The sequence below is a fragment of the Mycobacterium sp. NGS50 genome (genome assembly GCF_059812545.1).
This window is the reverse complement of sequence record NZ_JCALCW010000017.1, coordinates 18,501-41,562: the sequence shown is the minus strand read 5'-3', so window position 1 is coordinate 41,562 and position 23,062 is coordinate 18,501. Positions and strand designations below refer to the sequence as shown.

General features: G+C 67.3%; 21 protein-coding genes and 2 tRNA genes. 10 read left to right on the top strand and 13 right to left on the bottom strand.

Annotation, left to right across the window (positions count from 1 at the left end; genetic code table 11):
- Window positions 1-15: 15 nt before the first annotated feature.
- Together AC5Y36_RS13770 and AC5Y36_RS13765 are read right to left on the bottom strand one after the other, a co-directional pair.
- On the bottom strand, window positions 16-1,467 hold the full coding sequence (locus AC5Y36_RS13770; protein ID WP_500041476.1) for a phytoene desaturase family protein: 1,452 nt from the start codon (window positions 1,465-1,467) through the stop codon (window positions 16-18).
- A 33-nt stretch (window positions 1,468-1,500) separates the two neighbouring features.
- Window positions 1,501-1,959 (bottom strand): DUF4262 domain-containing protein, encoded by a 459-nt coding sequence (locus tag AC5Y36_RS13765; protein ID WP_500041475.1) that lies wholly within the window; start codon window positions 1,957-1,959, stop codon window positions 1,501-1,503.
- A 233-nt stretch (window positions 1,960-2,192) separates the two neighbouring features.
- Between AC5Y36_RS13765 and serA the strand changes: the two genes are divergently transcribed.
- A complete protein-coding gene (gene serA / locus AC5Y36_RS13760) occupies window positions 2,193-3,779 on the top strand; it encodes a phosphoglycerate dehydrogenase (protein ID WP_500041474.1) in 1,587 nt (528 codons plus the stop codon).
- Window positions 3,776-4,792 (top strand): 3-isopropylmalate dehydrogenase, encoded by a 1,017-nt coding sequence (locus AC5Y36_RS13755; RefSeq protein ID WP_500041473.1) that lies wholly within the window; start codon window positions 3,776-3,778, stop codon window positions 4,790-4,792. Before serA ends, AC5Y36_RS13755 begins: the two co-directional genes overlap by 4 nt.
- Window positions 4,793-4,867: 75 nt before the next feature.
- Here AC5Y36_RS13755 and thpD read toward each other — a convergent pair whose 3' ends face one another.
- The 6 genes from thpD to AC5Y36_RS13725 all read right to left on the bottom strand — a co-directional run bounded on the left by thpD (window position 4,868) and on the right by AC5Y36_RS13725 (window position 10,906).
- Window positions 4,868-5,758: an ectoine hydroxylase gene (gene thpD, locus AC5Y36_RS13750; protein ID WP_500041472.1), complete on the bottom strand. Its 891-nt coding sequence runs from the start codon at window positions 5,756-5,758 to the stop codon at window positions 4,868-4,870.
- Window positions 5,755-6,153: an ectoine synthase gene (locus tag AC5Y36_RS13745; protein ID WP_500041471.1), complete on the bottom strand. Its 399-nt coding sequence runs from the start codon at window positions 6,151-6,153 to the stop codon at window positions 5,755-5,757. Before AC5Y36_RS13745 ends, thpD begins: the two co-directional genes overlap by 4 nt.
- Window positions 6,150-7,427 carry a diaminobutyrate--2-oxoglutarate transaminase gene (gene ectB / locus AC5Y36_RS13740; RefSeq protein ID WP_500041470.1) on the bottom strand — a complete coding sequence of 426 codons (1,278 nt, stop codon included), beginning with the start codon at window positions 7,425-7,427 and terminating at the stop codon, window positions 6,150-6,152. The genes AC5Y36_RS13745 and ectB overlap by 4 nt, the downstream gene beginning before the upstream one ends.
- A gap of 238 nt (window positions 7,428-7,665) precedes the next feature.
- Entirely contained in the window at window positions 7,666-8,115 is a 450-nt protein-coding gene (ectA, locus tag AC5Y36_RS13735) for a diaminobutyrate acetyltransferase (RefSeq protein ID WP_500041469.1), read from the bottom strand.
- A gap of 265 nt (window positions 8,116-8,380) precedes the next feature.
- Window positions 8,381-9,640 (bottom strand): MFS transporter, encoded by a 1,260-nt coding sequence (locus tag AC5Y36_RS13730; RefSeq protein ID WP_500041468.1) that lies wholly within the window; start codon window positions 9,638-9,640, stop codon window positions 8,381-8,383.
- A 39-nt stretch (window positions 9,641-9,679) separates the two neighbouring features.
- Complete coding sequence (locus AC5Y36_RS13725) at window positions 9,680-10,906, bottom strand: oxygenase MpaB family protein (protein ID WP_500041467.1); 1,227 nt, start codon at window positions 10,904-10,906, stop codon at window positions 9,680-9,682.
- A gap of 132 nt (window positions 10,907-11,038) precedes the next feature.
- Here AC5Y36_RS13725 and AC5Y36_RS13720 point away from each other — a divergent pair, with 132 nt between their 5' ends.
- The 4 genes from AC5Y36_RS13720 to AC5Y36_RS13705 all read left to right on the top strand — a co-directional run bounded on the left by AC5Y36_RS13720 (window position 11,039) and on the right by AC5Y36_RS13705 (window position 13,658).
- Complete coding sequence (locus tag AC5Y36_RS13720) at window positions 11,039-11,833, top strand: fumarylacetoacetate hydrolase family protein (RefSeq protein ID WP_500041466.1); 795 nt, start codon at window positions 11,039-11,041, stop codon at window positions 11,831-11,833.
- Window positions 11,830-13,287, top strand: a complete 1,458-nt coding sequence (gene gltX, locus AC5Y36_RS13715) for a glutamate--tRNA ligase (RefSeq protein WP_500041465.1) — start codon at window positions 11,830-11,832, stop codon at window positions 13,285-13,287. The genes AC5Y36_RS13720 and gltX overlap by 4 nt, the downstream gene beginning before the upstream one ends.
- A 153-nt stretch (window positions 13,288-13,440) precedes the next feature.
- Window positions 13,441-13,512 (top strand) — tRNA-Gln (locus AC5Y36_RS13710).
- Window positions 13,513-13,585: 73 nt separating this feature from the next.
- Window positions 13,586-13,658 (top strand) — tRNA-Glu (locus AC5Y36_RS13705).
- 73 nt (window positions 13,659-13,731) lie between these two features.
- Here the strand turns inward: AC5Y36_RS13705 and AC5Y36_RS13700 are convergent.
- Together AC5Y36_RS13700 and AC5Y36_RS13695 are read right to left on the bottom strand one after the other, a co-directional pair.
- Complete coding sequence (locus tag AC5Y36_RS13700; protein ID WP_500041464.1) at window positions 13,732-14,235, bottom strand: pyridoxamine 5'-phosphate oxidase family protein; 504 nt, start codon at window positions 14,233-14,235, stop codon at window positions 13,732-13,734.
- A gap of 101 nt (window positions 14,236-14,336) precedes the next feature.
- A complete protein-coding gene (locus tag AC5Y36_RS13695) occupies window positions 14,337-15,038 on the bottom strand; it encodes an IclR family transcriptional regulator (protein ID WP_500041463.1) in 702 nt (233 codons plus the stop codon).
- A gap of 46 nt (window positions 15,039-15,084) precedes the next feature.
- Here AC5Y36_RS13695 and leuC point away from each other — a divergent pair, with 46 nt between their 5' ends.
- From leuC to AC5Y36_RS13680, 3 genes are all read left to right on the top strand, one after another.
- Entirely contained in the window at window positions 15,085-16,503 is a 1,419-nt protein-coding gene (gene leuC, locus AC5Y36_RS13690; protein ID WP_500041462.1) for a 3-isopropylmalate dehydratase large subunit, read from the top strand.
- Between the two features lie 17 nt (window positions 16,504-16,520).
- A complete protein-coding gene (gene leuD / locus AC5Y36_RS13685; protein WP_500041461.1) occupies window positions 16,521-17,126 on the top strand; it encodes a 3-isopropylmalate dehydratase small subunit in 606 nt (201 codons plus the stop codon).
- A gap of 192 nt (window positions 17,127-17,318) precedes the next feature.
- Window positions 17,319-17,960: an HU family DNA-binding protein gene (locus AC5Y36_RS13680; RefSeq protein WP_500041460.1), complete on the top strand. Its 642-nt coding sequence runs from the start codon at window positions 17,319-17,321 to the stop codon at window positions 17,958-17,960.
- A 63-nt stretch (window positions 17,961-18,023) separates the two neighbouring features.
- Here AC5Y36_RS13680 and mutT1 read toward each other — a convergent pair whose 3' ends face one another.
- Genes mutT1 through cofC form a run of 3 tightly spaced genes read right to left on the bottom strand, consistent with a single transcriptional unit; the run spans window position 18,024 to window position 21,848 of the window.
- Window positions 18,024-18,959 carry an 8-oxo-(d)GTP phosphatase MutT1 gene (mutT1, locus tag AC5Y36_RS13675; protein ID WP_500041459.1) on the bottom strand — a complete coding sequence of 312 codons (936 nt, stop codon included), beginning with the start codon at window positions 18,957-18,959 and terminating at the stop codon, window positions 18,024-18,026.
- 54 nt (window positions 18,960-19,013) lie between these two features.
- The gene (locus AC5Y36_RS13670) at window positions 19,014-21,164 is read right to left on the bottom strand and encodes an RNA degradosome polyphosphate kinase (protein WP_500041458.1); all 2,151 of its coding nucleotides are present in this window, start codon (window positions 21,162-21,164) and stop codon (window positions 19,014-19,016) included.
- A gap of 42 nt (window positions 21,165-21,206) precedes the next feature.
- Window positions 21,207-21,848 carry a 2-phospho-L-lactate guanylyltransferase gene (gene cofC / locus AC5Y36_RS13665; protein ID WP_500041542.1) on the bottom strand — a complete coding sequence of 214 codons (642 nt, stop codon included), beginning with the start codon at window positions 21,846-21,848 and terminating at the stop codon, window positions 21,207-21,209.
- A 189-nt stretch (window positions 21,849-22,037) separates the two neighbouring features.
- Between cofC and AC5Y36_RS13660 the strand changes: the two genes are divergently transcribed.
- The gene (locus tag AC5Y36_RS13660; RefSeq protein WP_500041457.1) at window positions 22,038-23,048 is read left to right on the top strand and encodes an NAD(P)H-dependent glycerol-3-phosphate dehydrogenase; all 1,011 of its coding nucleotides are present in this window, start codon (window positions 22,038-22,040) and stop codon (window positions 23,046-23,048) included.
- The last annotated feature ends 14 nt before the right edge of the window (window positions 23,049-23,062 follow it).

The following is a 23,062-nucleotide window of genomic DNA, read 5'->3' as shown; positions in this document are numbered from 1 at the left end:
TCGAGATATCGCGCGTCAACGGCGGTCTCGCGGTCGCGGCGCGAGCGAAGGCATTTCCCGGATTCCGAACTCACGGCGCAGCGCCGTACGCGCTGCGTAGTAGCCGGCCATGCCGTGCACTCCGGCGCCGGGCGGGGTCGCCGAGGAGCACAGGTAGGTGCCGGGAACCGGTGTGCTCCACGGGTTCAGTCGCGGTGTCGGGCCGGCCAGCGCCCGCCATGCGCTGTTACCCCCGGCTGCGATGTCGCCGCCGACGTAGTTGGCGTTGTGATCGGCCAGTCGCGCCGCCGGCACGCTGCGCGCGGCGATCACCAGATCGCGGAAGCCCGGCGCGAACCGCTCAATCGTGGCGGTCACCGTCTCGGACTGATCGATCGTCGAGCCGGCCGGTACATGCGCATAGGTCCACATCGGGCGTCGGCCCGCCGCGTCGATCCGGGACGGATCGGCCAGATGCGGCAGCGCCGCAAGCACCATCGGGGCCGATGCGTGCCGGCCGGCGGCCACCTCGGCTTCGGCGTGCGCCATCTGGGCCCGGTCACCGCCGAGGTGCAGGGTCGGTGCCGCTGCCACCCGAGGATCGCTCCACGGCACTTCACCGGACAACACGAAGTCGACTTTGGCGACACCGGGCCCGAACCGGTAGCGGCGCAGCGCCTTTGCGTATCGAGGCGGAAGTGTGTCGGCGTAGATGTCCAGCAGTGCCGTGGGTGCGGTGTCGAAAATCGCCACCTTGCCCGGTGGTTCGGTCACCGTCACACCGGCCGTCACTTCGCCGCCGTGTGCGCGCAGGTCGGCGATCAACGCGTCCGTGATCGACTGGCTTCCGCCGACTGGGATGGGCCAGCCGACGGTGTGCCCGAGCGTGGCCAGCATCATCCCCGCCCCCGCGGACGTCAAAGACGGCATCCGCGAAATCGTATGGGCGGCAACACCGGTGTACAGCGCGCGGGCGTCATCGCCGGCCAGCGAAAGATTCCACGCCGGGCTGCCTTGTTCCGCCATGCGGTGCCCCAGCCGGGCCACCGTCAGCAGGCCGGACGGAATCGAGCGTTTGTCGCCCAGCAGAAAGTCGACGACGGCGTCGACGTGCTCCACCAGCGGTCCCAGCAGGCGCCGCCACGACGCGCCGTGCTGCAATTCGGCGCAGGTGCGGTCCAGATCCCGGTAGGCGACCGCGGCGGGCCGACCATGCAGCGGATTGGCGTAGGAGACGTCCGGCACGGCCAGCTGAACGCCGCGCGCGCTCAGATCGAACTCGGTGAAGAACGGCGACGCCAGCCCCAGCGGATGAACCGCCGAGCACACGTCGTGGACGACTCCGGGGAATTCCGGGTCAGCGGCGGTGCGGGCCCCACCACCGAGCGTGGACTGGGCTTCGAGCACCCGCACCGACAGCCCGGCGCGCGCGCAGATGACGGCTGCGGCCAAACCGTTGGGCCCGCTGCCGACGACGGTGACATCCATACCTGGATGGTATTGACCGCGGTGCGGATCCGGTCAGGTCGGTGTGACGCGCACGCCGAGCACCGGTTGGCGGACCCCGCCGTTGGAGAACTCCGGGCACCACGGTCGGTGCCCGTCACGATCGGCCCACACCAGCTGCAGGGCCTGCACATCGCTGCCGTAGAACGCGATCGCCACGTTCATGTGCGCGTCGGGGTGCTGTACGGCGACGACCTCCATCGGAGGCCCGTCGGGGGCCGGGACCAGCTGGCCCGGGGCCGGGCGGGCGCCCTCCAACAGATCCGCGGCTACCCCGTTGAGCAGCCGCGCGGACGGCTGCGGCGGCAGCCCCGTGACCAGCAACTCCGGCAGACCGTGCTCGGTTAGCCCGACTGTGTACGCATAGGGCGCCCGGTCGCTTTCCACGTATTGCACCACCCACCCGTGCTTGTCCACCAAGTTGCGCATGGCGTCGAGCCACTCGTCGACGGTGGTGTCTGGGTCATCACACATCCAGCACATGGGTATTTCTCCTGCGGTCGTCGTAACTACCGACAGGATTCCCTCGGGCACCGACAAGAAACCGATTCCGCCCGACTGGGCTGTGCACAACCAAGCCGCCATGGCTGACGGCGGTGGCCCGCCGCGCCCGGCTGCGCCGCGGTCTGCGGGATTGCCCGGCCCCTCCTCGGGCCAGCAGCGGCCCGCATCGTCGCCGGGCCCAAGACCGCCGCTAGGCTGTCCGGGTGACTCTGCCCGTTGTTTTGATCGCTGACAAACTCGCTGAATCCACCGTCGCCGCACTTGGCGACCAGGTTGAAGTTCGCTGGGTAGACGGCCCGGACCGGCCCAAGCTGCTGGCCGCCGTCCCCGAGGCGGACGCGCTGCTGGTGCGTTCGGCCACCACCGTCGACGCCGAGGTGCTGGCCGCCGGCACCAAGCTCAAGATCGTCGCCCGCGCCGGCGTGGGGCTGGACAATGTCGACGTTGACGCCGCCACCGCGCGCGGCGTATTGGTCGTCAACGCCCCGACCTCGAACATCCACAGTGCCGCCGAGCACGCGCTGGCCCTGCTGCTGGCCACCGCACGCCAGATTCCCGCGGCAGACGCCTCGCTGCACGGCCGGGAATGGAAACGCTCGTCGTTCTCCGGCACCGAGATCTTCGACAAAACGGTCGGCGTCGTCGGATTGGGTCGCATCGGGCAGCTGGTCGCCCAGCGGCTGGCCGCCTTCGGTGCGCACATCATCGCCTACGACCCCTACGTGTCCGCGGCCCGCGCCGCCCAGTTGGGCATTGAGCTGCTGTCCCTCGACGATCTGTTGGGCCGCGCCGACTTCATCTCGGTTCATCTGCCCAAAACGCCGGAAACGGCCGGGCTGTTCGGCAAGGAGGCGCTGGCCAAGACCAAACCCGGCGTCATCATCGTCAACGCGGCCCGCGGTGGGCTGATCGACGAGGCGGCGCTGGCCGAGTCCATCACCAGCGGGCATGTCCGCGGCGCCGGGTTGGACGTGTTCGCCACCGAGCCGTGCACCGATTCGCCGCTGTTCGAGCTGCCGCAGGTGGTTGTCACCCCGCACCTGGGTGCCTCCACCGCCGAGGCTCAGGACCGGGCCGGTACTGACGTCGCCAAGAGTGTGAAGCTGGCGCTGGCCGGCGAGTTCGTGCCCGACGCGGTCAACGTCGGCGCCGGAGTGGTCAGCGACGAGGTGGCCCCGTGGCTGGATCTGGCCCGCAAGTTGGGCCTGCTGGTCGGGGTGCTGTCGGATGCCTTGCCGGTGTCGCTGTCGGTGCAGGTGCGCGGCGAGCTCGCCGCCGAAGATGTTGAGGTGCTGCGGTTGTCCGCGCTGCGCGGGCTGTTCGCGGCGGTCATCGAAGACCCGGTCACCTTCGTCAACGCCCCGGCCCTGGCTGCCGAGCGCGGCGTCGAGGCCGACATCAGCACCGCCACCGAAAGCCCCAACCACCGCAGCGTCGTCGAGGTCAAAGGGGTGGCAGCCGACGGGTCGGCGGTCACCGTGGCCGGCACGCTGTCCGGGCCGCAGCAGGTGGAGAAGGTGGTGCAGATCAACGGCCGCAACTTCGACCTGCGTGCCCAGGGCACCAACCTGGTGGTGAACTACGCCGACCAGCCGGGCGCGCTCGGCAAGATCGGCACGCTGCTTGGTGGTGCCGGGATCAACATCCACGCGGCCCAGCTGTCCGAAGATGCCGAGGGCCCGGCCGCGACGATCCTGCTGCGGCTGGATCAGGACGTGCCCGAGGACGTGCGGGCTGCCATCGGTGCGGCCGTCGGCGCCAACAAGCTCGAAGTGGTGGATCTCACGTGACGCTCAAACTCGCGGTCATCCCGGGTGACGGCATCGGTCCGGAGGTCATCGCCGAAGCCGTCAAGGTGCTCGACGCGGTGCTGCCCGGTGTCGAGAAGACTCACTACGACCTGGGGGCCAAGCGCTATCACGCCACCGGCGAGGTGCTGCCCGACGGGGTGCTCGACGAGTTGCGCGGTCACGACGCGATCCTGCTCGGCGCGATCGGGGACCCGTCGGTTCCGCCGGGGTTGCTGGAACGCGGGCTGCTGCTCAACGCACGGTTCGCGCTGGACCATCACGTCAACCTGCGTCCGGGCCGGCTGTACCCGGGCGTGAGCAGCCCGCTCGCCGGTAACCCGGAGATCGACTTCGTGGTGGTGCGCGAGGGAACCGAGGGCCCCTACACCGGCAACGGCGGCAGCTTACGGGTCGGCACGCCGCAGGAGGTGGCCACCGAGGTCAGCGTCAACACCGCCTTCGGAGTGGCCCGGGTGGTGCGCTACGCATTCGAGACGGCTCGGCAGCGTCGCAAGCACCTGACGCTGGCGCACAAGACCAACGTGCTGAGCTTCGCCGGGGGCCTGTGGTGGCGCACGGTGCAGGAGATCGGCGCGGAATACCCCGACGTCGAAGTCGCCTACACCCACGTCGACGCCGCCACCATCTACCTGGTGACCGATCCGGGCCGGTTCGACGTCATCGTCACCGACAACTTGTTCGGTGACATCCTCACCGACCTGGCGGCAGCCGTCTGCGGCGGCATCGGCTTGGCTGCCAGCGGCAACATCGACGCCACCGGCACCAACCCGTCGATGTTCGAACCGGTGCACGGCAGCGCTCCCGACATCGCCGGACAGGGCATCGCCGACCCGACCGCCGCGGTGATGTCGGTGGCCATGCTGCTCACCCATGCCGGGGAGAGCGCCGCCGCCGCGGCGGTGGATAGCGCCGTCGCCGAACACCTGGCCACCCGAGGTGATGCCAAGCTGTCGACCAGCGCCGTCGGCGACCGGATCCTGGGCCTGCTCTAACCCACCGCGTTGACTCTGCGCTGACCAGGCTCGCTACTCGCACTTTCGTCTGGTGGGCGCAGAGTCAACTGTCGGCTACACCGCGTCGAAGGTGCGACTGGCGATAAACGTCGGTCGCGGCGTCGGCGCCCCGAACGGCTCGACCAGGGTGTTCTCCACGCTGTTGTAGACGATGAACACGTTCGACCGCGGGTACGGGGTGATATTGCTGCTCGACCCGTGCATGCAGTTGCTGTCGAAGAACACCGCCGAACCGGCCCGACCGGTGATCTGGCGGATACCGCGCTCGTTGGCCAGCCAGCTCAGGCTGGTTTCGTCTGGGGTGCCGATCTCCTGGCGGCGCAGCGATGAGCGGTAGTGCTCCGGCGGCGTTTCACCCGGGCACGACACGAACCAGCGATGCGAGCCCGGCATGATCATCAGCGACCCGTTGCAGTCCAGATTCTCGGTAAGCGCCACCGAGACGCTGATCGCGCGGGGAGCGGGCATCCCATCCTCGGCGTGCCAGGTCTCGAAGTCCGAGTGCCAGTAGAACTCCTGGCCGTTGAAGCCCGGCTTGAAATTGACCCGGCTCTGATGCACGTACACGTCGGTGCCGAGCAGCTGGCGGACGGGGCCGACTAGTCGCGGATCAGCGACCAATGCGCTGAACGCCGTACTTACCTTGTGCACTTCGAAGATCGATCGGATCTCCCTGCTGTCGGGCTCCAACACGGACCGCTCGTCGTGCGCCAACGACGGGTCGGTGCGCAGGTTGTCAAGCTCGGCGCGCAGGTCGGCGACGACGTCGGAGTCCAGCAGGCTGTCCATGGCCAAGAACCCGTCGGCATCGAAGCGGTCGATCAGATGCGGGTCGAGCGGACCGCTCACCTGTTCACGCGCCCACACCACCGGATCGTGGCGTGGTGCGATGCCGACCTTGTCGTTGCCTCGGGTGGGGTAGCGGTCGGTGATTGCCGCCGTCATGACGCTCCTTCCTCGATCAACAGCGGGTAAGCCCCGGTTTCGTCGTGCACCTCCTGCCCGGTGACCGGAGGATCGAACACACACACCATCCGCAGGTCGGTATCCGCCCGCACCCGGTGGTGTTCGTGGCCGTCGAGCAGGTACAAGGTGCCGTCGGTCAGCGGAAAGGCCTCACCCGTCTCATCGTTGATCAGCTCGCCTTCGCCGCCGACGCAGTACACCGCCTCGACGTGGTTGGCGTACCACATGGCGGTCTCGGTGCCGGCGTACAGCACCGTCTCGTGCAGCGAGAACCGCTGGCCGTCGCGGGCCAGCAACAGCCGCTGGCTGTTCCAGGTTTTGGCCTGCACGTCGCGGTCGGTGCCCTTGATCTGGCCCAGGGTGCGGACGATCACCGGCTACCTCCCGCGCCGGCGCCGACCAATTCCCGGTGGGCGACCGCCTCGATGGATTCGGCCGCGATGCGCAGGCCCTGGCTGAGGTCGTCGTCGTCGATCACCAGCGGCGGCATCAACTTGACCACTTCACTCTCCGGTCCCGAGGTCTCCAGCAGCAACCCGCGCGCGAAGGCCTCCCGGCACACCGCACCGGCCAGTTCGGGACGATCGAAGGCCACTCCTCGGATCAGGCCGCGGCCGCGTGTCTCGACGCCCTCCAGCGGCTCGACCACCTCGCACAGCGCCCGTTCGACCTGCTCACCCTTACGCAGCACCGACTTCTCCAACCGGTTGTCGGTCCAGTAGTTCAGGGCGGCGGTGGCGGTGACGAACGACGGGTTCTGGCCGCGGAAGGTGCCGTTGTGTTCGCCGGGCTCCCAGACGTCGAGGTCACGACGGAACAACGTCAGCGCCATCGGCAGCCCGTAGCCGCTGATCGACTTGGACAGGCAGACGATGTCGGGAACGATCCCGGCAGCCTCGAAGCTGAAGAACGGCCCGGTGCGGCCGCAGCCCATCTGCACATCGTCGACGATCAGCAGCAGGTCATGGCGGCGGCACAGGTCGGCCAGACCCTGCAGCCACTCCAGGCGGGCCACATTGATCCCACCTTCGCCCTGAACGGTCTCGACGATGACGGCCGCCGGGTCGTTGAGGCCACTGCCGCTGTCCTGCAACAGCGCCTCGAACCAGATGAAATCGGGGGTGGCGCCGTCGAGGTAGTTGTCATACGGCATCGGAGTGGCGTGCACCAGCGGAATGCCGGCACCGCCGCGCTTCATGGAATTGCCGGTGACGCTGAGGGATCCGAGCGTCATGCCGTGGAAGGCGTTGGTGAAACTGATGATGCTTTCGCGCCCGGTCAACTTGCGGGCCAGCTTCAGCGCCGACTCGACGGCATTGGTGCCGGTGGGGCCGGGGAACTGCACCTTGTAGTCGAGCCCACGCGGTTTGAGGACCACCTCTTCGAAGCGCTCCAGAAACGTCGCCTTGGCGACGGTGTTCATGTCCAGACTGTGCACCACCCGGTCGGAGCTCAGGTAGTCCACCAGCGGCGCTTTGAGGTCAGGGTTGTTGTGGCCGTAATTGAGTGCACCGGCACCCGCGAAAAAGTCCAGATATCGGCGACCGTCGGTATCCCAGATGTGCGAGCCAGACGCCCGATCGAACATCACCGGCCACGATCGGCAGTAGCTTCGCACCTCGGATTCGAGGGTTTCGAAAATAGTCATGAAATGGTTTCCTCCGTCCGTGTTTGCCAAAAACATCGGAACGGAACGACAGATCAAGCCTGCGCAAAGATCCGGGAGGTCGAGTCAATATGACCTGCCGTGCGGCGGCCACCAGACGACCTGGCGTCCACCTCACGCAGTTTTGCTTGACCTACCACCCCGCTCGGGACGCCCCGACTCGGTCTGTCGGGGCTCACGTTGCGCGGTTGGCCACGTTACCGAGAATTGGTCGACAATCTCAACCCTCCACACGGGTGTGCCGTACCCGCAGCGGACCGATCCGAAACAATTCCTCCGCCAGATGGGCCCCGGGGAAGGCGTCGGCCCCGAACAGCTCACGGCGCTGAACCGTGGCGTCCCAGCGGCGGGCGAAGCTCAGGAACAGGCGCTGGCTGGCTTCGTTGTCGGGTGTGATCGAAGTCTCCAAATGAGTGACGCCGTCGCCCACCTGGCGCGCGAACAGTTCGTCGAGCATCCGGCCGGCCAGGCCGAAACCGCGGTGGTCGGTGTCCACAGCCACCTGCCAGACCAGCAGGGCGGTCGGCTCGTCCGGGCGGCGGTAGCCGGTGATGTAGCCGCCCGGACGGCCGTCGACCTCGGCGATCACCGAGGTCGAGGCGAAATCCCGGCACCACAGCAGGTACGCGTAGGGCGAGTTGACGTCCAGCGCAGCACTGTCGTGAGCCATTTGCCAGAGCGCCGATCCGTCCGCCACGGTCGGTGTACGCAGAGTGATATGAGGAGATGCGGTCACTTAGCCGACAGTACCGACGCCGAATCCGACGGTCAGCGCGACGGATGGACGCGGCCGGTCGGCACCTGCGCTGCGTTCAGGACCACCACCGGCAACGCGAGTGCGGGGCGGTCGTCGGGGCCCAGCGACAAGGCGGCCGCGGAACTAGCCCCGGTGGTGTTCTGCGCATTGCCGGGGGGAATGGCGTCGGTGCGCCGACTCAGGTGGGAGTGCCCGGCGAGCCCTTGGGTTCGACGGGTTCCGGGTCGGGTAACGGCTTCGCGGGGACCTTGGCAGCGTCGGCGCCCATGGGTACCAACGGCATTGCCGCCAAAGGGAATAACCCGCATAACGCATACGCCAGCGGATAGCCGAACGCCCCGATCAATGCGCCGAACAGCGGGGGAGTCAAACCCGCGGCAAGCCGCTGTGTGGTGTTCTGGGTACCTAGGGCGCGTCCACTCCAGTACGGCCCGGCGATCTCGGCGACCGCTGTGGACGCCAATCCGTTGTCGAGCACGGTGATCACCGCGGCCACCACCATGGCCGTCTCGGCCAATGATGAATGCAGGTGATCGGTGAGACCCACCACCACCATGGCCGCTGAGCCCAGGACGCCGAGGATCCGCATGGGTCCCAGTCGCGAACCGAGCCGATCGGAAATGCGGCCCATCAGGACCCGGGCCGCAGCGCCCAGCAACTGCGACACCGTCACCAGCGCACCGGCCGAAGCCGGTGACCACTGGTGCCCGGCCATCAGCCACACCAGCATGAACGTCGCGATCGTGGCCTGCGGCACCATCAGCAGCGCAGAGGACAAATGAATGCGCCACAACGTCCGCGACCCGCGATAGGGGTTGGCCAATTCGTCTTTGGGTGCCGTCGCCCGCGATCGGCGCGGCGGATCGGAGACCCCGATCCCGCAGGCCACCGCCATCACCGAGCACACGACGGCAAGGCACATCAGCGGCGGAGCCAGGCCGTGCTCGGCCAGATCGGGGATGACAGCGGCGCCCAGCGCGATGCCGAGCGGTTGCGCGGTCTGCCGGATACCCATCACCAGGCCACGCTGCTGCGGGGGGAAGTAGCCGGTCACCAGGCGGCCGCTGGCGGTGTTGGTGCTGGCCGCCGCCATCCCGCCGAAGAACAGGCACGCACCCACTGGCACAAGTGATTCGAACGAGGCCGCGGCGTAGCAGGCTGCGGCGGTCAGGGCCATCCCCAACGCCAGCACCACCCGTTCGCCGATGCGGTCCAGCAGGGCCCCCCAGCCATACAGGGTCAGCACCATGCCGAAGCTCGGCATCGACGAAAGCAGGCCGGCGACGGCCAGATTGGTTGCGTGCTTGCTCTCCAACATCGGGATGACGAACGCGATCCCGTTGATGAACATGAACGAGGACGTCGTTGCCAACAACGCGACGATCACAATCGACCAGCGCGCCGCGATGCTGATCGACGCCGCAGGCGCTCGAGTCACCTGTCGATGGTGTCACATCGTGCAGGTGACACGGGGTAATCAGCCTGCGGCGGCCGCCATCGCGTCGTGCCGTCGATAGGTGCGGTCACCGCCGGTCTCGACGAAGCCGCGTGCGATGAACCGCCGCCGGGTCCACTGGCCGATCTGCTCATGCAGGCGGGTCACGCCCGGTATCAGCCGCTGATAGTCCAGCACCCGGTTGACCGCGGAAATACCGAGCACCGCGGCCTGCAACGGCTTGCTGTCCGGCAAACCCAGCCGGTCGGCGTTGGCCCGGCCCAGCACCAGCCGGCTGTAGGACGACAACACCGCCCGGGCGATCGTCATCGCGGGGTCGTCGCCGGGCTGGCTCCCATGCAATGCCTGGGCCAGTGCGGTGGAGTCGTCGTCCGGCAAGAACTCGGTGTCGGCCTGCAGCCAGAACAGTCGCCAGGTGTCGGCCTCGTCGACCGGGACCAGCTCGGGGTGCAGACCCATCAGCAGGCCGACGTAGCGCCACAGGTGAAAAACCGAGGCGCGTTCCCGGGAGGAGAACCGGATGCCCATCGCCTGGCAACCCACCAGATTCGCCAGCGAGAACAGCATGATGGTGCCGGCGAGCTGCGCCTGGTTGACCGGATAGTCCCAGTTGTCGAAGTCCCAGTCGTCGCGACGCGCCATCCCGGCGCGCACGATGGCGTGCATCAGGCGCACCCGCAAGATCCCTTTGAAGCCCGGCGCGAAGCGGTCCAGCCCGCCAGGCGACGTCACATCGATGAACCAGGTCGCGGTCTCGTTGAGTCGTCGCGGCGCCATTCGCCGCAGGTCACCGGTCCCGACCAGCGGCTTGTCCGCCTTGGATGCCAGATACCCGCCGGTGAGCGCCAGCCCCGGCAGGGCCAGCCCGATGCCCCAAACGCCGGTTCGCATCGTCACCCGCACCGCCAGCTCCAGCCGGGCCCGATCCAGCCAATAGGGGCGGTCATCGACCTGCGCGAAGAAGTCGGTCAGCTCTGCGGGTGGGTCGGCTACCGCCTCGATACCGTGTTCGACCGCGGTCTCGAACATGCGCCGGCCCTCGCCGGTCGGCAGCCGCTGGATCATCGCCACCACGTTGTCGGCCAGCGGATCACCGAGCTGGGCGAAACGGCGGAACGACTCGCGCTGGGCGTTGCTGGCGCGGAGATCGCCGGTCGCCAGCACCCGCAGGAACACGCTGAACGGAAATTCGGCGAGGAAGGGCGGGTCGGGCAGCCTGTCGTCGGTGTGTGCCTTGTCGATTCCCATCTGCGGGGATGCTCCCATCTGCCGTACGCGCTCTGCGGGACAGTCTTAACCAGATCAAGGCGTGCGGGTGGGATTTTCCGCGCGTGGCTCTCGCGGGCGGCGCACCGAAACGCACCCAGTACCCTTTGATGAATGCGCCTTGGCCGAATCGCCAGCCCGGATGGTGTTGCTTTCGTCAGTATCGAGGGCGACCCCGGAGAGATGACCGCCCGCGAGATCGCTGAGCACCCTTTCGGCACCCCGACCTTTACCGGCCGGTCGTGGCCGTTGGCGGACGTGCGGCTGCTGGCCCCGATGCTGGCCAGCAAGGTCATCTGCATCGGCAAGAACTACGCCGCCCACATCGCGGAGATGGGCGGGCAGGCGCCGGCTAACCCGGTGATCTTCCTCAAGCCGAACACCTCCATCATCGGGCCGAACGTGCCGATTCAGCTGCCCGCCAATGCTTCACCGGTGCACTACGAGGGCGAGTTGGCGGTCGTGATCGGCCGCCCCTGCAAGGATGTGCCGGCTGCCCGGGCCGCCGAGAACATCCTGGGTTACACCGTCGGCAATGACGTTTCGGCCCGTGACCAGCAACAGTCGGACGGGCAATGGGCGCGGGCCAAGGGCCACGACACGTTCTGCCCGGTCGGGCCGTGGATCGTCACCGACCTCGACCCGTCTGACATCGAGGTACGCACCGAGGTCAACGGCGAGGTCAAACAACTCAGCCGCACGTCGCTGATGATCCATGACATCGGCGCCGTCGTGGAATGGATCTCCGCGGTGATGACACTGCTGCCCGGCGACCTGATCCTCACCGGTACGCCCGACGGCGTGGGTCCCATCGAGGATGGCGATACCGTCGCCGTCAGCGTCGAGGGCATCGGCACACTGACCAATCCCGTTGTCCGTAAAAGACTCACGCAGCAAGGAGGGGCATGACAGTCAGGGTCAGGTTCTGCCCGTCGCCCACCGGCACACCGCACGTCGGGCTCATCCGCACCGCGCTGTTCAACTGGGCGTATGCCCGGCACACCGGTGGCACGCTGGTCTTCCGGCTGGAGGACACCGACGCCGAACGGGACAGCGAGGAAAGCTATCTGGCGCTGCTGGACGCCCTGCGTTGGCTGCATCTGGATTACGACGAAGGCCCCGATGTGGGCGGGCCCTACGGTCCGTACCGCCAGTCACAGCGGCGCGACATCCATCGCGACGTGGTCGACCGGCTGGTGGCCGCCGGGGAGGCCTACGAAGCATTCTCCACGCCCGAGGAGGTCGAAGCGCGTCACGTCGCCGCTGGGCGCAACCCGAAGCTGGGGTACGACAACTTCGACCGCGACCTGACCGAGGCGCAGCGCGCCGCGTTGCTGGCCGAGGGCCGTAAGCCGGTGTTGCGGTTACGGATGCCCGATGAAGACCTGAGCTGGAATGACCTGGTGCGTGGTCCCACCACGTTTCCGGCCGGCAGCGTGCCGGACTTCGCGTTGACCCGGGCCAGTGGAGATCCGCTGTACACGTTGGTGAATCCGGTTGACGACGCGCTGATGAAGATCACCCATGTGCTGCGCGGTGAGGATCTGCTGCCGTCCACTCCGCGTCAGATCGCGCTGTATCAGGCTCTGATTCGGATCGGTGTCGCCGAGCGGGTTCCTGAATTCGCACACCTGCCCAGTGTTTTGGGGGAGGGCAACAAGAAGCTGTCCAAGCGCGATCCGCAGTCCAACCTGTTCGCCCACCGCGACCGCGGCTTCATCCCCGAGGGGCTGCTGAATTACCTGGCCCTGCTGGGCTGGTCGATCGCCGACGACCGCGACATATTCGGCCTCGAGGAGATGGTGGCCGCATTCGATGTCGCCGACGTCAACTCCAACCCGGCCCGCTTCGACCAGAAGAAGGCCGACGCGATCAACGCCGAGCACATCCGGTTGCTCGACGCGGGTGATTTCACCGCCCGGCTGCGGCACCATCTCACCGCCCGAGGCCGCGACACCACGCTTCATGACGCAGCGTTCGCGACGGCGGCGGAGCTGGTGCAGACCCGCATCGTCGTGCTCGACGACGCATGGGACCTGCTGAAGTTCTTCAACGACGGCGAGTACGCGCTGGACCCGCGAGCCGCGGCCAAAGAACTGGGTCCCGACGCCGTCCCGGTGCTCGACGCGGCGATCGCCGCGCTGACCGAGGCGGACTGGACCACCGCGGGCATCGAGGCCGCTCTCAAGGCCGCGCTGCTGGACGGTCTGCAGCTCAAACCGCGTAAAGCCTTCGGCCCGATCCGGGTGGCGGCCACCGGCGCGTCGGTCAGCCCGCCGCTGTTCGAATCGTTGGAGTTGCTCGGACGTGACCGCAGCCTGCAGCGGTTGCGCGACGCCCGCGCGCAGGCCGTGGGCGGGTGAGTGAGGCGGCTGCGCGAGACGCCTGAAATCTTTGGTAGTCTGCACGTCGGCCGACAACGGCTGGCAGCAGCGGTGACGCGGCGCCCCCGAAGCTTCCCGGAAGCCTTCTGGAGGACCTCGTAACGGCTCCGACCAGCGGTTTTAGCCAGCCAATGGGGTATGGTGTAATTGGCAACACAGCTGATTCTGGTTCAGCCATTCTAGGTTCGAGTCCTGGTACCCCAGCAAAATCGGTCCGCCGCAAGCGATTAGGCGGGCCGTTTGGGTTGGGCTATGCTGACAACCCGGAAATGTTCTAGCCCCCGTCGTCTAGCGGCCTAGGACGCCGCCCTCTCACGGCGGTAGCGTGGGTTCGAATCCCATCGGGGGTACAGATCGTCGAGTGGATGCAGCGAGTCCCTCATTTCATTGCGAAATGAGGGACTCGTGCTTTCCGGGGGCTGTCTAGACCGCGACGGACGGGGCGGTCGAGCCGCTCAGCGGCATGGCCGGCAGGCCGAGCTTGCCGTGGTCCCAGGAGCGGGTGCGCTGCGACACAATGCGCACCGCGACACGCTTGTTCATCATCGCGTCCACGCCGGGCTTCATCTCGTCGGTGTAGGGCCCGGTGTAGCGCTCCCACACACTGACCCCGACCCGGAAGATGGTGTCCGGGTCATCGACGATCTCAGCAACCCCTTCGAAGGACACCCCGCGCAACGTGTCGTAGGTGTGGCCGCCCTCGATCAGGAAGCTCACCCGCGGATCGCGGATCAGGTTGACCGCTTTCTGCGACTTGGCCTTGGTCTCCAGCCAGATCTCCCCGTCGAGCACCGCGTACCACATCGCGGTCAGGTGCGGTTGTCCGTCGCGCCCGACGGTCGCCAGCGTCCCGGTGCGGCTGTTGGCGACGAACTCGCTGATCTCGGCTTCGGACATCACGATCTGTGCGCGCTGATTGGTTCCCATCGGCTCAGTGTCTCAGGTGGTCCCGATCTCCTGCCGAGCAGACGCAGATGTGCCCTTTTGGGCGCCAAAATGGGCACATCTGCGTCTGCTCGCGCCGTCGCCTACAGGCGCTGGGCGAGCGCGTCGGCGGCCGCCAGCAGATCGGCGGCCCAGCGCGTCCCCGGCTGTCGTCCCATCCGGTCGATCGGTCCCGACACCGACACCGCCGCGATCACCTCACCGTGGCGGTTTCGCACCGGCGCTGAGACGCTGGCAACACCGGGCTCACGCTCCGCGGCGCTTTGCGCCCACCCACGCCGGCGAACCTCCGCCAGCGCCCGGTCGCTGAATTTCGCTTCCGGCAGCACGGCGTGGCGGGTGGCGGCATCGGCGTAGGCCAGCAGCACCTTGGCCCCGGAGCCGGCCGTCATCGGCAGCCGCGACCCGACCGGAACGGTGTCCCGCAGTCCGGCAGGCGGTTCCAGCGCGGCGATACAGACCCGTGCGTCGCCTTGACGGCGATACAGCTGGACGCTTTCGCCGGTGATCTCGCGCAGCCCGGGCAGCACCGCGGCGCCGGCGGTCAGCAGCGGATCGTTGACGTGGGCAGCAAGCTCGGCGATGGCCGGGCCCACACACCAGCGACCGTCATTGTCGCGGGCCAGCAACCGGTGCAGTTCGAGGCCGGCCGCCAATCGATGCGCGGTCGCGCGGGGCAGCCCGGTGCGTTCACACAGTTCGGCCAGCGCGCACGGCGATTCGGCGATCGCGTGCAGCACACCCACCGCTTTGTCGAGCACGCCGATGCCGCTATGCTGTTCCATATACAGATACTAACGTCTCAGAATATGAGACAGTGCAGATTGTGGGATGGCAATGACGCAGCAGCCGCGCACCCTGGCCGAGAAGGTGTGGGACGACCACGTAGTGGCGTCCGGGGGTGAGTCCGAACCCGACCTGATCTACATCGACCTGCACCTGGTGCACGAGGTCACCAGTCCGCAGGCCTTCGACGGTTTGCGACTGGCCGGGCGTCCGGTGCACCGGCCCGACCTGACGATCGCCACCGAGGACCACAATGTGCCGACCGTCGACATCGACAAGCCGATCGCCGACCCGGTTTCCCGCACCCAGGTCGAGACGCTGCGGCGCAACTGCGCCGAATTCGGTATCCGGTTGCACCCGATGGGCGATATCGACCAGGGCATCGTGCACATCATCGGACCGCAGCTGGGGCTGACCCAGCCCGGTATGACGATCGTGTGCGGGGACAGTCACACCTCCACCCACGGCGCGTTCGGCGCACTGGCGATGGGTATCGGCACCTCCGAGGTCGAACACGTACTGGCCACCCAGACGCTGTCGCTGCGGCCGTTCAAGACCATGGCGGTCACCGTAGACGGGGAATTGCCTCCCGGTGTGACGGCGAAGGACATCATTTTGGCGGTGATCGCCAAGATCGGAACCGGCGGCGGGCAGGGCTACGTCATCGAATACCGGGGCAGCGCGATCGAAGCGTTGTCGATGGAAGCCCGGATGACCGTCTGCAATATGAGCATCGAGGCTGGCGCGCGGGCGGGCATGGTGGCACCGGATGCCACCACCTACGAATTCCTCAAGGGCCGCCCGCACGCCCCGACCGGGGCGCAGTGGGACGCCGCGGTGCGGGCCTGGGAGAAGCTGCGTACCGACGACGGTGCCGAATTCGACACCGAGGTTTACCTGGACGCGGCCTCGTTGAGTCCGTTTGTCACCTGGGGCACCAATCCGGGCCAAGGGGTGCCGCTGTCGGCGTCGGTGCCTGACCCGGAGCTGATGACCGACGACGGTGAGCGGCAGGCCGCTCAGAAGGCGTTGGCCTACATGGGCCTTGAAGCGGGTGTCCCGATGCGCGAGATCGCGGTCGATGCGGTGTTCGTGGGGTCGTGCACCAACGGCCGCATCGAGGATCTGCGGGTGGTGGCCGACGTGCTGCGCGGCCGGAAGATCGCCGACGGGGTGCGGATGTTGGTCGTACCGGGCTCGATGCGGGTCCGGGCGCAGGCCGAAGCCGAGGGTCTTGGTGAGGTTTTCACCGCCGCCGGCGCCGAATGGCGGCAAGCCGGCTGCTCGATGTGCCTGGGGATGAACCCGGACCAGCTCGCCCCCGAGGAGCGTTGCGCCTCGACATCCAACCGCAACTTCGAGGGTCGGCAGGGCAAGGGCAGCCGCACCCACCTGGTGTCCCCGGCGGTCGCCGCCGCCACCGCGGTACGCGGCACGCTGTCCGCTCCGGCCGATTTGAACTGACATAACAGGAGACGAGCATGGAAGCCTTTCGCACCCACACCGGTATCGGCGTCCCGTTGAGGCGGTCGAATGTCGACACCGATCAGATCATTCCGGCGAGCTATTTGAAGCGCGTCACCCGAACGGGATTCGAGGATGGATTGTTCGCCGCTTGGCGGGCTGATCCGTCCTTTGTGCTCAATCTGAGCCCCTTCGATCGAGGTTCGGTATTGGTCGCCGGTCCCGATTTCGGCACCGGATCCTCGCGCGAGCACGCCGTCTGGGCGTTGATGGACTACGGATTCCGAGTGGTGATCTCCTCGCGGTTCGCCGACATCTTCCGCGGAAACGCGGGCAAGGCGGGTCTGCTGGCGGCCGAGGTCGGTCAAGACGGCGTGGAACTTCTCTGGAAGGCGATCGAGGAGAGCCCAGGCTTGGAAATCACTGTCAATCTTCAAGATCGAATTGTCACCGCAGGAACGGTAGTGCTGCCGTTCAAGATTGACCACTACACAGCCTGGCGACTGATCGAAGGACTCGACGATATCGGCCTTACGCTGCGGAAACTCGATCAGATCGAATCCTTCGAAGCCGCCCGGCCGGCCTGGAAACCGCTGACATTGCCGGTGCCCGGGAGGGCCTGACGCGAGGGGAATTCCGACTCTGTTCGGGGGTCTTCTACCTAGCCCGGCGACGGGTCAACGGCGGCAATCGGATTGCCGAAATCACCAATAATCCCGCTTGAAATTGCGCGTGGCTCTTGGAAATCAGGCACCCTAGGGTTTACCGTGTGCACTAGTCGGCTCAAAGAGGGCCACTGGTTTCGGAGGGATTGCATGAACAAAGCAGAGCTCATCGACGTACTCACGGAGAAGTTGGGCTCAGACCGCCGCTCAGCAACAGCTGCCGTCGAGCACGTCGTCGACACCATTGTGCGCGCAGTGCACAAGGGTGAAAGCGTTACCATTACCGGCTTCGGTGTGTTCGAGCAGCGGCGCCGTGCGGCCCGTGTGGCGCGCAATCCCCGCACCGGTGAAACGGTCAAGGTGAAGCCGACTTCCGTTCCCGCGTTCCGTCCGGGTGCGCAATTCAAAGCGGTTGTCTCTGGTGCACAGCGCCTCCCGGCTGACGGTCCCGCCGTCAAGCGCGGCGTTGTCGCGGGCGGCGCCAAGAAGGCGGCCAAGAAGGCCCCCGCCAAGAAGGCTGCGGTGAAGAAGGCCGCGGCGAAGAAGGCTGCTCCGGCCAAGAAGGCGGCGGTCAAGAAGGCTCCGGCCAAGAAGGCGGCGGTCAAGAAGGCTCCGGCCAAGAAGGCGGCGGTCAAGAAGGCTGCTCCGGCCAAGAAGGCGGCGGTCAAGAAGGCTCCGGCCAAGAAGGCCCCGGCGAAGAAGGCTGCTCCGGCCAAGAAGGCTGCGGTCAAGAAGGCTCCGGCCAAGAAGGCCCCGGCCAAGAAGACCGCCGCAAGGCGTGGCCGCAAGTAGGTCAGCAGCGCATCAGGCACCGATGCCCTTCGGGAGACTTGTCCCCGAAGGGCATCGGTCTGCTTAGGACGCGGTGATGCCCAGCGGGCTGCCGATGTGGTCGGCGGCCACCAGTTTCCCAGCCGACAGCGACAGCACCCAGGTGCTGCCCTTGCGGTTGCGGGACTTCTCCGGCCGCACGCCGTCGCGCTCACACCACCAGGCGATCAAGTCCGGAATCACTTTGCCCTGGGTGCAGATCACCGGTGTGCCCCCCAGGCGGGCGATCTCGAGCACTCGGCGCCGGGCGTGCTTCGGGTTGTTGGCGTACGCCTCTTCGGTCAGGGTCGGCTCAACGCTGATCACCGCGTCGAGTTCTTGGGCCAGCGGTTCCAGCGTCTGCTGACAACGCAACCGGTCGGCGGCATAGACGTCGGTGGCCCCGAATGCCAGAAGCTGCCCGACGAGTGATTCGGCCTGCGCGCGGCCCTTCTTGTCCAGCGGACGTTTGGTGTCCTCGCCGGAAAAACGGGCCCGACGTCCCGCGCTGCCATGCCGCACAATCAGTACGGTCTGTGTGTTGGCGGGTTGCTTGGCGAAGCGCCGCAGTATCTTTCGATCGTGTGGGTAAGAGACCTTGTCCATCGCCTCGGACACCGGCAGCCAGATCAGGTCATCCACTTCCGAATTTGCGCTGAAATCCCCGCCGACGCTGCGGGCCGCCCAGTAGCGGACTCTTTTGACGCGGCGGTCGATCGGATAGGTCAGTGAGCCGAGGTGCCGCCCCAGATGTGCGTGGTGTCCGGTCTCCTCGAGAATTTCGCGCACCGCGGTCACCGGCTCGGTCTCGCCGGGATCCACCTTGCCCTTGGGCAGCGACCAGTCGTCGTAACGGGGGCGGTGGATCACCGCCACCTCAACCACCGCCTGACCCCGCCGGCGCCGCCACAGCGCCGCGCCGGCAGCGCAGACCAGCTCATCCGGCGCGGCCTCGGCACCCGACGGGACGTTCTTCGGCACCTTCACTCCTGCAGCTCAATTCGGGCGTCGTGCACGGCCAAGATCAGGTGTGGATCAGGGGCTGCGGTGCGACTCCATAAGCGACACCTGGTGGTCACGTACCGTCTCGCCATTCTGTGGCGAAGCGGTCCATTGTCCGTCGGGCCGCAGCTCCCAACAACGCGTGGCCGGGTCCATCGCGGAGGTGAGGATGTCGTTCAGCTGCGCGGCCAGCCGCGGATCCTTCACCTGTGCCATCACTTCGACGCGACGATCCAGGTTGCGGTGCATCATGTCGGCGCTGCCGATCCAGAACTCGTCGATCGCGCGGAAGTGGGTGATCCGAGAGTGTTCCAGGAAGCGGCCGAGAATCGAGCGCACCACGATGTTCTCGGAGAATCCCTCCACACCCGGGCGCAACGCACAGATTCCGCGGACCACGACCTCGACCGGCACCCCCGCACGGGATGCGCCATAGAGTGCGTCGATGACCTGCTCGTCGACCAGCGAGTTGAGTTTGAGCCGGATCCGGCCATTGCCGTTGAGTCGGTGTTCGGCGACCTCGCGCCCGATTCGTTCGATGATCCCGGCACGCACACCCAGCGGAGCCACCAGCAGATTGCGGTAGGACGACTTCCGTGAATAACCGGTGAGCGAGTTGAACAGGTCGGTCAGGTCGGCGCCGATGTCGGGGTCAGCCGTGAGCAGCCCGACATCCTCGTAGAGGCGCGCGGTCTTGCTGTTGTAGTTGCCGGTTCCGATGTGGCAGTACCGGCGGATCGTCGAGCCCTCGCGGCGCACCACCAACGCGGTCTTGCAGTGTGTCTTCAAACCGATCAGCCCGTACACCACGTGCACGCCGGCCTGCTCCAACTGGCGGGCCCACTTGATGTTGGCCTGTTCGTCGAAGCGGGCTTTGATCTCGACCAGCGCCACCACCTGCTTGCCGGCCTCGGCGGCGTCGATCAGCGCGGTCACGATCGGCGAGTCGCCCGAAGTGCGATACAGCGTCTGCTTGATCGCGAGCACAGCGGCGTCGGCGGCGGCCTGTTCGATGAACCGCTGCACGCTGGTGGAAAAGGAGTCGTACGGGTGATGGACCAGCACATCGCCTTCGCGCAGCGTCGCGAAGATGCTTTTCGGCGTTTCCCGTTCGGCGAACGCCGGATGCGTGGCCGGCACGAAGGTTCGGTCCTTGAGCGCCGGCCGGTCGACGCCGTAGACCTGCCACAGTGACGACAGGTCCAACAGTCCGGGTACCTCGATGACATCGCCGGGATGCACGTCGAGTTCACGCAGCAGCAATTCCAGCATGTGCTCGGTCATGTCGTCGGACACTTCGAGTCGCACCGGTGAACCGAAGCGCCGCCGGGCCAGTTCCCTTTCGAGCGCTTGCAGCAGATCCTCGTCGCGGTCCTCTTCGACCTCGAAATCCGCGTTGCGGGTGATCCGGAACACGTGGTGCTCAACGATCTCCAGACCCTGGAACAGCACCGGAAGGAACGCCGCGATCAGTTCTTCCATGGGCAGAAAGCGCGCGGCGGTGCCGTCGCCGTCGCGGGGCCCCAACTCGACGAAGCGATCGACGTTGTCGGGCACCTTGACCCGCGCGAAATGCTGGCCGCCGTCCTCGGGCCGCTTCACCGTCACCGCCAGGTTCAGACTCAATCCGCTGACGAACGGGAACGGGTGCGCCGGGTCGACCGCCAACGGCGTCAGCACCGGGAACACCTGATCGTGGAAGTACTCCGAGAGCTGCTTGCGTTCGGCCTCGTCCAGATCCAGCCAGGTGACGATGTGAATGCCCTCGGCGGCCAGCTCGGGACGCACCGAGTCGAGAAAGACCCGCGCGTGACTGGTCGCGATCTGCTGGGTCTGCTCGCCGATGCGGCGCAGCTGTTCACGCGGAGTCAAACCGTCGGCGGAGCGGACGGACAGCCCCATCTCGTCGCGGCGTTTGAGACCGGCGACGCGGACCATGAAGAACTCGTCGAGATTGGAGGCGAAGATCGCCAGGAACTTGGCCCGCTCCAGCAGCGGCAACGACGTGTCGGCTGCCAGCGCCAGCACCCGCGAGTTGAAGTCCAGCCAACTCAGCTCCCGGTTGAGGTAGCGGTCCTCGGGAAGCTCGTCGCCGGCATCGGTGCTGGCGGTGGGCGCGGGCGGCGCGGCCGGTGTGGTGTCACCGGCGTGCCACTCGGTCTCGGCTGCTTCGATTTCGGTCACCTAAGAATCATTGCCTATAAGCCATGGGGCTGCCACCGCAGATCAGTGTGCGGCCAGGGCGCCGGCGGTCGCGGCTCCCAAACCGAGGCGCCGCGCGGTGGCCAGGTCCTCGGGCGTATCGATGTCGCAACGCAGCCCCGGCCACGCACCGGTCAATTCAATGGCCCCGGACCGGCGATGCCGGGCCGCCGAATCCCGGCCGAACCGCGGGTCCAACCCGGCGCCGAACGCGAACAGCGCCGCGGTTCCCGTTGCGTGGCGGTCAGCCACGAAACTGCGCTGGTGGGCGCTCGCGGCGGTCATCGCCTCAGCCAATTCCCAGGACTGCAGTGCCGGCAGATCACCTTGCAGCACAACCAGGTTGGCGACCGACCCGGCGAGCCGGCCGGCCGCGGCCAGGATGGCGTTGTTCAGCGGGTCGGGATGCCCGTCCGGTGTCGGGTCGGCCAGCACCTGTGCGCCCAGCCGCGCCGCCGCAGCGGCGGCGTCATCGTCTGGGGTCACCACGGTGACGCTGTGCAGCGACCCGACCGCTATCGCGGCGGTAACAGTGTCGACCAACATCGCCAGCGCCACGGCCTCGCGGGTGCGCGCCGGAAACACCGGCGCCAACCGGGTCTTGGCGGCACCCAGCCGCTTTACGGCGATGATCACACCGACCTCACCGATCTCGCCGCTCACCATGCCCACTTTGCCAGCGCCGGGTTCGGCGCGGTTCACCCACCTACTAGTCGAGGTGTCTGCTGAGATCGACGTCCAAACTTCGCAAACCCCGATCTCTGGGGGCTGTAGATCAGTTTGGACGTCGATTTCAGCGGACCCGCCCGGTGGACGGTTAAGGTGGCGACCTGATGGCATCGGAGGTGTGGCGCAATGAGCGGTAAGGACGGCCCCGTCGCGGTGATGGGCGCGGGCGCGTGGGGTACCGCGCTGGCCAAGGTGCTGGCCGATGCCGGCAGCGATGTCAGGCTGTGGGCGCGCCGCCCCGAGGTGGCTGCGACCATCAACGACACCCACTGCAACGCGGACTACCTGCCGGGTGTCGCTCTGCCGCCACAGATCCGGGCCACCGCCGAGCCCGGCGAGGCGCTGGCTGGTGTGACCACCGTGCTGCTCGGGGTCCCGGCGCAGACATTGCGCGCCAACCTTGGGCAGTGGACTCCGCTGATCACCGAAGGCGCCACGCTGGTCAGCCTGGCCAAGGGCATCGAATTGGACAGCCTGATGCGGATGAGCCAGGTCATCACGGCAGTGACCGGCGTGGACCCCGCACAGGTGGCGGTGCTGTCCGGACCGAATCTGGCCAGCGAGATCGCCGCCGGGCAACCCGCCGCCACCGTCATCGCCTGCAGCGACTCGGGTCGCGCCGTGGCGCTGCAGCGGATGCTCAACGCCGGATACTTCCGCCCGTACACCAACGCCGACGTGATCGGCACCGAGATCGGCGGCGCCTGCAAGAACGTCATCGCGTTGGCGTGCGGGATGGCGGTCGGTGTCGGCCTGGGCGAAAACACCGTCGCCGCGATCATCACCCGCGGATTGGCCGAGACGATCCGGCTGGGGATGGCGCTCGGGGCCAAGGGCGCCACGCTGGCGGGCCTGGCCGGGGTAGGGGACCTGGTCGCCACCTGCACCTCGCCGCGGTCGCGGAACCGGTCCTTCGGTGAGCGGCTGGGCCGGGGTGAACCGATGGCGGCGGCACTGCAGGCCCGTGACGGCCACGTCGTCGAAGGCGTGACTTCCTGCCAGTCGGTGTTGGCGCTGGCCGCCAGCTATGACGTCGAGATGCCGCTCACCGACGCCGTGCACCGGGTCTGCCACCGGGGTCTGTCGGTCTATGAGGCGGTGGCGCTGCTGCTGGGGCGCAGCACCAAGCCGGAGTGAGCCGGTAGCCTCTC